Here is a 7675-nt window from a genome sequence, read left to right as displayed (position 1 = left end):
TTCCAGCGCCGATGGTACTGCACTCGTGAGGGTGTGGGAGAGTAGGACGCCGCCGAACATTCTTTCCCTGTGGGGCATCCGGTTTTTCCGGGTGCCCCACAGGGCTTTTCGCGTTCCTGGGCCGTTCCGGCGATCAGGCTCCTCGGCCACGTCACGCGGACGGCCTCCGCTCACTGCGGCTTCAGCCCGCCTCCGTATGTCGCTGCCGCTGTCCGGGCGGTCGACTCACGGCGACCGAGTGATGCGCTGCCTGGCGTCCCCCGCGGTCCTTACGTTCGTAGTCATGAACGTGAGGAGCAAGCACGCGGAGTGGGCCGAGGAGGACTTGGTGCCGTGGCGGAGACGCAGGCGACAGGGCAGGCACGCCCGAGCACGACCGTCCGCTGACCTGTCCACCTGGGCTCCGGTGATCCTCGGCATGGTCGTGCTCGTGGCGCTGATCCTGCTGCTGCTCACCTACCTCTGAGCGGTTAGCGCGACTGCAAGGCGTCCAGGGCCACCGCCATGGCGATCACCAGACGGCGGTCGATGGTCGGGTCCTGGATGCGGATCAGGTAGTGGTCGCGCACCCAGGTCTTCTTGTCCACGGAGAACACCGGCACGCCGTCGCGGGCGATGTCGAAGTGGTAGCGCATGGGGAACGGGAAGTTCTCCACGAAGGGCAGGAAGTTCCAGATCCGCCGCAGCACGGCGACGGCCTGGCTGCGTTCGCGGCCGGTCATCGTGCCCTGAACGCCGTAGGGCTCCAGGTGCCACGTCGAGTTGACCAGCGACTTGCCGAAGTCCTTGCGGAACAGCCCGATCGACTGGCCGTTGGCGTCCACCACGTCGTACCCGCTGCCGAGGTCGATGACCTTGCGGGCCTTGAACCCGGCGAGCACCTGCTGCTTGCTGGAATCGGTGTAGATCGTCACCTGCTCCTTGAAGGTCATCCGCTTCTGCTCGGCGAACGCCACGGTCGGCCCAGGCTCACCGGAGCCGTTGTCGGCGAAAGCCTCGTAGCGGTTCACCATCATGGTGACCTTCTGGTGCAGGTGAAGGGTGTGCAGGGACTGCAGGTCCATGTCTCCTCATTCGACGGGCCGGAGGTCTCCGGTCGGGAAGCGCCGTTCGTTGCGCTCGATCTTGGCGAACGCCGCCTCGACCAGGTCCACGTCGAGCTTGTCGGCGAGTCGCACGAGGTAGTGCATCACGTCGGCGAGCTCGTCGCGCACGTTCCGGGCCAATTCGGGATCATCCATCGCGCGGGCCGCCTCCTCGGGGGTCAGCCACTGGAACAGGTCGGTCAACTCACCGACCTCACCTGACAACGCCATCACCAGGTTCTTGGGGGTGTGGTACTGGTCCCAGTCCCGCGCGGCGGCGAACCGGCGCAGCGCATCCCTCAGGTCCTCCAGGTTGCTCATGCCCGCAGAGCTACCACACGGCCGGTGCGGGCGCTCAACTCCGGGGCGGCACCAGGGACAGGTCCGCCCTGCCCCGGCGGCGGCCCGTGGCCGCGCCCGGCAAGGCGGTGAACACCAGGCCGAAGACCAGGCTGTTCAGCTCTTCGACGTCGAACAGCAGTTCGTGGGCGACCTGGTGCGGGGTGATGCCGCGGTCGCGTAGTGCGCGGAACACCTTGGTCAGCAGCTGCGAGTCCTCCCGCCGCGCCATGCCGTCCGGCTCACGCCTGCTCAGCTCCGCGCACACCACCTGGTACTGGCGGGCGGTCAGCAGACCGAGGTCGCGCAGCCGGTAGGTCAGGGCGAGGGCCGACACGTGCCACCGCTTGCCCTGGCCGATGACGTGCCGGGTCACCGCGGCGGCGGGAACCGAGGCGAGCACACCCGCTCGCGGCAGCAGGAAAGCACTGGCGAAAGCGTTTGCGTCCCCCTTGGGCAGCACCAGCCTCCCCAGTTCGCGCGCCGCTTCGAACCGGCCGCGCTCCGGCGTGGCCGTGGGGTCGAGCAGCACGTGCGGGGTGCCCGCGTACCAGAACGAGAAGGTGCCGACTTCGGCGCAGTCGGTGGGCAGCGAGAAGACCCGGACGCCGTGGGCTTCGAGCAGGTGCACCACGTTGGGAGCCGGTCCGGAACCCATGCCCCAGCGCGCCCGGACCATCCCCGCCGCGGTCTCCGGGTCGGGGTGCTCCAACCTCGGCACATCGGTGGCGGGCAGTGCGAACGCGCGCGCCAGCCACCTGCCGAACTCGACCGCCAAACGTCCCGCGCTGATCGCTGCGGCCCGCCGTGACCTGGGAGCCGCGTTGCTGAACGCCACCGCCCCTTCCGCCAGCTCCGCGGCTTCCGGGGCGGACAGGAACGCGACCGGAAATCCCAGGGCCGCCGCGAGCGCGGTGACCGTGGCCTCATCGGGCTGGCGCCGTCCGCGCTCGTAGTCGCCGATGCTGCGCGGGCTCACCCCGGCCTTGCGCGCCAGTTCGGTCGCGGTGAGTCCGCGGCGCGTGCGGGCGAGGGCGAGGCGCGAGGGCGTGAGCATGATCGCGCCATTCTCGTCTCCCGGCGCTCCCGGACGCCATCGCCCCCACCCGTCCCGCCGAAGTCGCGAGCCGAACGTCCAGCACCCCTGAGTTCACCACGCGCGCCCCAAGGCGCCGGGTAGTACTTGCAGGCGCGGATGTACTACGAACAGGTGAAGGGCGTATTTCTCGGCGGCTCCGCTCCACCACCTTGACGAGCGGAATCCCTCGGGAGGTGCCACGGTGAAGCGATGGGCTGCGGGCGCGGTGCTGGCGGCATCGTGCTTGGTGGGATGCGGGACGACAGGGCCGAGCGAGTCCCCCGGTGATGAGACCTCTGAGCAGAGGACCACCGAGGTGACCACGACGACCGGTGGGGACACCGAGCAGGGGGACCAAGGCGAGGAGCCGCCTCCGGAGCCGCCACCCGACCGCCTGCCCGGTGTGCCAGGGGGGCCGATCGACTACGACAGCAGCAAGACCGGCCTTCCTCCGGACGAGGCGCAGATCTCGGTGCGCGAGGACTTGAAAGGGCTGTGCGGTCGGGACAGCTGCGGAATCGACGTCGTCATCTCGGGGAAGGGGAGTTGCACGTCGCGCATCAGCCCCGACCCGGTGCCGCGCAACGGGACGATCACGATCACCGCGAGGCTCTGCGACGGGGAGGGGACCACGAGCGAGGAGACCACCGAGGAGACGACTGAAGAGACGACCGAGGAGACCGCGGAGCTGACCGGCGAATCCGTTCCCACGACATAGGGGGAGCAGTGCCTCCTCGCACGCGGCTTCTCCGCCCGCGTCCAACGCGCCGCGCGGCATCGGTGCCGGCACCGGTGTCCGGCAGGGAGGGCGCCACGCCTGCACGCGCGGTCAGGGTGGTCGCCTCCGTGGCCGCGAACACCACGCTGTTCACCGCGTTGCTCTACTTCTTCGGGCTGCTCTACACCCAGGTCTACTTCGCGTACTTCCGCGTGCACTACACGCTGCTGGACCAGTCGGTGCCGGAGATCCTGATGCGCGGGGTGAACGGCCTGCTGCTGCCGCTGGGGGGCGTCGGGTTCGCGTGCCTGGTGGTGCTCGGGGTGCTGCGGGTGCTGCGTGCGTGGTTGTCCGAGCGGTCCTGGACGCGGGTGCTGCGCGTCTGCGCCCCGGTGGCCGCCGTGGTGGGGGTGGTTCTGGTCGGCTCGGCGGCGTTCATCGCGCTGGACCCGGCCCCCTACCGGGACCTCGCCGGACTGCCGGGACTCGGCCTGGCCGTCGGCGCGCTGCTGCTGGTCTTCGCAGGCCGCCGGTGGGGGTGGGGCGGGGGCGTCCGGCTCGGCCCGTGGTTCGGGGTGGCCGAGTGGCTGGTGACCTACCTGCTCGTGGCGTTCGGCCTGTTCTGGGCGGCGGGGGACTACTCGAACGGGGTGGGCGTCCGCGAGGGGGCCCGGATGGAGGCGAGCCTGTCGTCCCGACCCACGGTGACCGTCTACAGCGCACGCAGCCTGAACCTGCGCGCGGCAGGTGTGCGCGAACTGGTGTGCGGGGAGGCGGACACGGCCTACCGGTACCGCTACACGGGGTTGAAGCTGCTGCTCCAGTCCGGCGGCCAGTACGTCTTCGTGCAGGAGAACTGGCGGCGCTCCACCGGCACGGCCTTCGTCATCCCGCGCTCGGACGCCCTGCGCCTGGAGTTCACCCCACCCCGGACCACTCCGCCGCAGACCTGCTGAGCGGCGCCGGTCCTAGCCGCGGAAGGTGACCGTGAAGTCCACCGGGGCCGGGCCGGAGGCGTCGCGCGGCGCGGGCACGGGGCCGAACACCACGGGCGGCAGCGTGATCCGCCGCGCCCAGCGGTCGACCACCTGGCCCTGCGGCGTGGGCTCCGGCTGCGCCACCTCGCGCAGCACCACCATGCGGTCGCCCTCCTGGTGCGGGTAGGTGACCAGGAACCACAGCTTCCACTCGTGCGTGTGCAGCGAGTCGAAGAGGGTGAACTGGTCGTGGTCGTTGCCGCGCATCATCGCCGCGATGGCGGGGCCCTTGGCGTAGTCGCTGCGCAGGGGAGCGCCGAGGGTGCCGGTGTGCCGGTTTCCCTGCAGCGTGCCCAGCACGATGGGCTTGCTCGGGTGCTGCACCAGGCCCGCGTTCCACTTGTCCAGCCGCACCCACCCCTCGTCCACGAGGATCTCGCGCAGCTTGCCGACCCGGTGGATCCAGTCCAGCAGCCCCGGCCCGTTGGTCGGCCCCAGCGGCGGGGCGGACAGGCGGGCGTTGATCCCGGCCCAGATCGCGTCGTCCAGCTGGTCGACCCGCAGCCCCAGCTCGGCCAGCTGGGTGTGGTGGTCAGCGGTCAGCTCGGCGGCGTGCGACATCCTCATGACCTGCACGGTAGCCGCGACCACCGACAATTCCGCGCCGTTCGCCTCCGACGAGGCGAACGGCGCAGGAGTGGGTCCCCGTGCCGCCGCTGTCAGTTGGCCTTCAGGTGGTCGGTGAAGGACCGGAACCTGTCCGTGCTGGCTACTGAAACTCGTTTCCTTGGGATGGACGGTCATCCCTCTCGAATTTCGAAAGGGATGACCGTGGCGATTCTGGCAGGTGGTCGAGAGCTATCGTGGCGTGCCTGCGTGGGCACCCGCTCCACCGTCCGGTCACTGTGCGAGGTGCGGCCCGGATGCCTGCTGCGGAACGAAATCCGGCACGCGCTGCTCCCGTGCGGGCACTTCTCGCGGACGATGGCTGAACATTCCCTTCGCCTGCCATCAGGGGGTGGGTGGGCCGGCCGCGGTGGACGGCGGGGCCGACCGGCACCGGTGCTTCCAGCACCGGGAACGCACCGATCACGGCGGTCCCGGTGCGGAGGCGCTGCGCCACTGCCTGCGTCAGAGAACTGTCAGTCCACGGATTTCGAGGCGAGCTCGGGCACGTCGACGTCCAGATCTGCCAGCCGCGCCAAGTCGACGGCGGTCAGGCGCTGTTGGGCCGAGGCCCGCCCCTTGGCGTCGAACTCGACCCCCTCGGCGCGCAGCACCGTCACTGGGTCGTCGGTGCGGTCCGGGTCGGGCCAGCGGAAGTCCGGCGAGACCTCGCCACTGCCCCGGAGCACGCGGTGCGCGTTGGGGATCGCCGAGCCGCCCAACCGCGACCCGACCGACACCGGGTGGCTGCCGATCACCTCCGCCACATCGGAGTAGCTGGTCCACCGCCCGGCGGGGATGCACGCCAGCACCTCGGTCAGCTTGCGCCACCTCGGCTCGATCGGGATGTCGTCGGCCGCGTCGAGCGGACCGGGCCAGATGCGCAGCGCGCGTTCGGCCAGCGCCCGACTGCGCTCCCGGATCTCCTTCGCGCCCCACCGTTCCGCGTCGGCGATCTCGCGGTTCATCGCCATGCCGCTGTCGCGGAGGATCTTCTTCTTGGCGGCGAAGCCGTCGTTGGCCAGCTTGCCGTTGTAGGCGGTCAACGTCAGGTTGCCCAGGGTGTGCACGAGCCGGGCGTGCAGGTCCTCGGGCGTCTCGTCGCCGGACAGCTCCTCGGTCAGCATGTCCCGCCACTCCTGGGTGGGGGACTGGGGCAGCACGTGCTCGATGGTCAGCTTCGAGTTGGCGAAGTCGATCGGCTCGTCGTGGTTGTAGTCCTCCTCCAGGCACCGCAGCACGAACGTGCGCTGCGGTCCCCGGCCCATCCAGTAGAAGTTGTTCACCAGCACCGCGTCCCGCACCAGCTGATCGCTGGGGAACTTCTTGCGCGGACCGGACAGCGCGCGGGTGATCTCCTCGGCCGTGGGCACGACGTCGCCGAGTTCCTTGACCAGGGTCATCAGGATGCGGTTGGTGCCCGTCGTGCCGATGCCGACGATCATCCTGCGCACCAGGAAGCTCTCCACCACGCGCAAGGCCCGCGTGGCCTCCCAAGCGGTGAGGTGGCCGTTGTGGTGCGCGGTCATCACCAGCAGCGCGATCGGGTGCACCACCTGCGCGGCCCAGCGCCGGAGGCGGTCCAGCGCGCGCCGCAGGGCCGGGTCCGGTTCGGTCTCCGGTGCGAGGATTCTGCGGAACAACCGCGCCTTGTGGTGCAGCTCGGTGACCCAGTCCTCGATCTCGTCCTCGCCCGACAGCTTGCCCAGCCGTTGCTGCTGCGCCTGGTAGACCGCGTCCTGGGTGGCCCGGTCGTCGCCGCGCAGCACCAGGTCCAGCCAGACCAGCTCCTCCAGTTGCTTGGTGGTCAGCAGCTCCTGCAGCGGCAGCCACTGCTGCCGGTAGACGTGATCGGCCCTAGTGGGCAGGCGCATGAACAGGTAGTTGCGCAGCAGGTCGGCCTGGGTGAGCGGCTGGCCGGTGTGGTTGAGCGACTCGAAGATCCGGTGCACGTTGTCGTCCGGGTGCGCCGCGATCTCCACGATGGACAGCTGGCCCGCGATGGCCTGCTCGATGCGGGCGATGTCGTGCGGGTCCTCCGGGTCGTCCACGGTGACCAGCGCCTTGCGGAAGAACCGGTAGGCCTCGCCGATGCGGTCCGTGCCGCCCGCGTCCGGGGCCCGCTCCAGCAGCTTGATCCACGAAGGCCGGTCGGCCTGGGTGGGCAGCAGGGTGTAGCGCTCCTGGCCGTCGGCGAAGCGGTTGAACAGGTAGAGGTCGTCGATCTTCTCGGCCAGCCTGGCGTCCTCGCCGCGCACGTGGTCGCGGATCGCGCACAGCAGGATCGACAGCGTGGTCAGCCGCTGCTGGCCGTCCACCACCAGCCACACCTGCACGCCTGCGGGCGTGTTGGCCGGGCTGGGCGCGAGGACCACCGAGCCGAGGAAGTGCGACGCGGTCCCGCCGCTGTCGACCACCCCGATGATGTCCTGCCAGAGCTGGTCGAGGTCCTTGCGCTCCCAGCTGTAGGGGCGCTGGTAGAGCGGGACGACGTACTGGCGTTCCCCCTGCAGCAGACTGCGGAGGGTGGTCTCGCTGGCCTTCACCGAACTCCTTCGGACGAGCGGATCGACACGATCTTCGCCAGGGCAGGCGATCTTGTGAGGCGAATGATCTGACATCGCTCCAGCCCACGTCACTGTTAACGCACTGAATCAGTCGAACGGGTGAAACGCTCACGAGTGATCGTTTCGTGGCGTCGTGAGTGCGGGGGAACGGGTGTGGACCCGCCTCCGAGGTCATCGCCGGAGTCTGCGCAGGTGTGGCTTGACGAAAGGGGGTTGAGTCGCAACAAGACCGGCGAGCGCCGCTA

The 7675-nt window shown here is 69.8% G+C and carries 8 protein-coding genes; 3 read left to right on the top strand and 5 right to left on the bottom strand.

Annotated features, from left to right (window positions below; all coding sequences use genetic code 11):
- Positions 1–283 precede the first annotated feature (283 nt).
- A complete protein-coding gene (locus tag IEZ00_RS26750; protein ID WP_189226091.1) occupies positions 284–466 on the top strand; it encodes a hypothetical protein in 183 nt (60 codons plus the stop codon).
- Between the two features lie 4 nt (positions 467–470).
- On the opposite strand, the gene IEZ00_RS26745 is transcribed toward IEZ00_RS26750, so the two are convergent.
- The 3 genes from IEZ00_RS26745 to IEZ00_RS26735 are packed head-to-tail and all read right to left on the bottom strand — an operon-like array spanning position 471 to position 2481.
- Positions 471–1064 carry an LURP-one-related family protein gene (locus IEZ00_RS26745; RefSeq protein ID WP_189226090.1) on the bottom strand — a complete coding sequence of 198 codons (594 nt, stop codon included), beginning with the start codon at positions 1062–1064 and terminating at the stop codon, positions 471–473.
- 6 nt (positions 1065–1070) lie between these two features.
- A complete protein-coding gene (locus IEZ00_RS26740) occupies positions 1071–1406 on the bottom strand; it encodes a nucleotide pyrophosphohydrolase (RefSeq protein ID WP_189226089.1) in 336 nt (111 codons plus the stop codon).
- Positions 1407–1440: 34 nt separating this feature from the next.
- Complete coding sequence (locus tag IEZ00_RS26735) at positions 1441–2481, bottom strand: helix-turn-helix domain-containing protein (RefSeq protein WP_189226088.1); 1041 nt, start codon at positions 2479–2481, stop codon at positions 1441–1443.
- 337 nt (positions 2482–2818) lie between these two features.
- Here IEZ00_RS26735 and IEZ00_RS26730 point away from each other — a divergent pair, with 337 nt between their 5' ends.
- A complete protein-coding gene (locus IEZ00_RS26730; protein ID WP_189226087.1) occupies positions 2819–3220 on the top strand; it encodes a hypothetical protein in 402 nt (133 codons plus the stop codon).
- Positions 3221–3294: 74 nt separating this feature from the next.
- Positions 3295–4176, top strand: coding sequence for a hypothetical protein (locus IEZ00_RS26725; protein WP_189226086.1), 882 nt, complete (start codon positions 3295–3297; stop codon positions 4174–4176).
- A gap of 12 nt (positions 4177–4188) precedes the next feature.
- Here the strand turns inward: IEZ00_RS26725 and IEZ00_RS26720 are convergent, their stop codons facing one another.
- Complete coding sequence (locus tag IEZ00_RS26720; RefSeq protein ID WP_189226085.1) at positions 4189–4824, bottom strand: hypothetical protein; 636 nt, start codon at positions 4822–4824, stop codon at positions 4189–4191.
- A 515-nt stretch (positions 4825–5339) separates the two neighbouring features.
- Positions 5340–7409: a GmrSD restriction endonuclease domain-containing protein gene (locus IEZ00_RS26715; protein ID WP_189226084.1), complete on the bottom strand. Its 2070-nt coding sequence runs from the start codon at positions 7407–7409 to the stop codon at positions 5340–5342.
- Positions 7410–7675: the final 266 nt, after the last annotated feature.

The organism is Saccharothrix coeruleofusca (genome assembly GCF_014648515.1).
In the GTDB taxonomy this organism is placed as follows: domain Bacteria; phylum Actinomycetota; class Actinomycetes; order Mycobacteriales; family Pseudonocardiaceae; genus Actinosynnema; species Actinosynnema coeruleofuscum.
The sequence above is the reverse complement of the archived record's forward strand: the minus strand, read 5'-3'. Positions and strand labels throughout refer to the sequence as shown.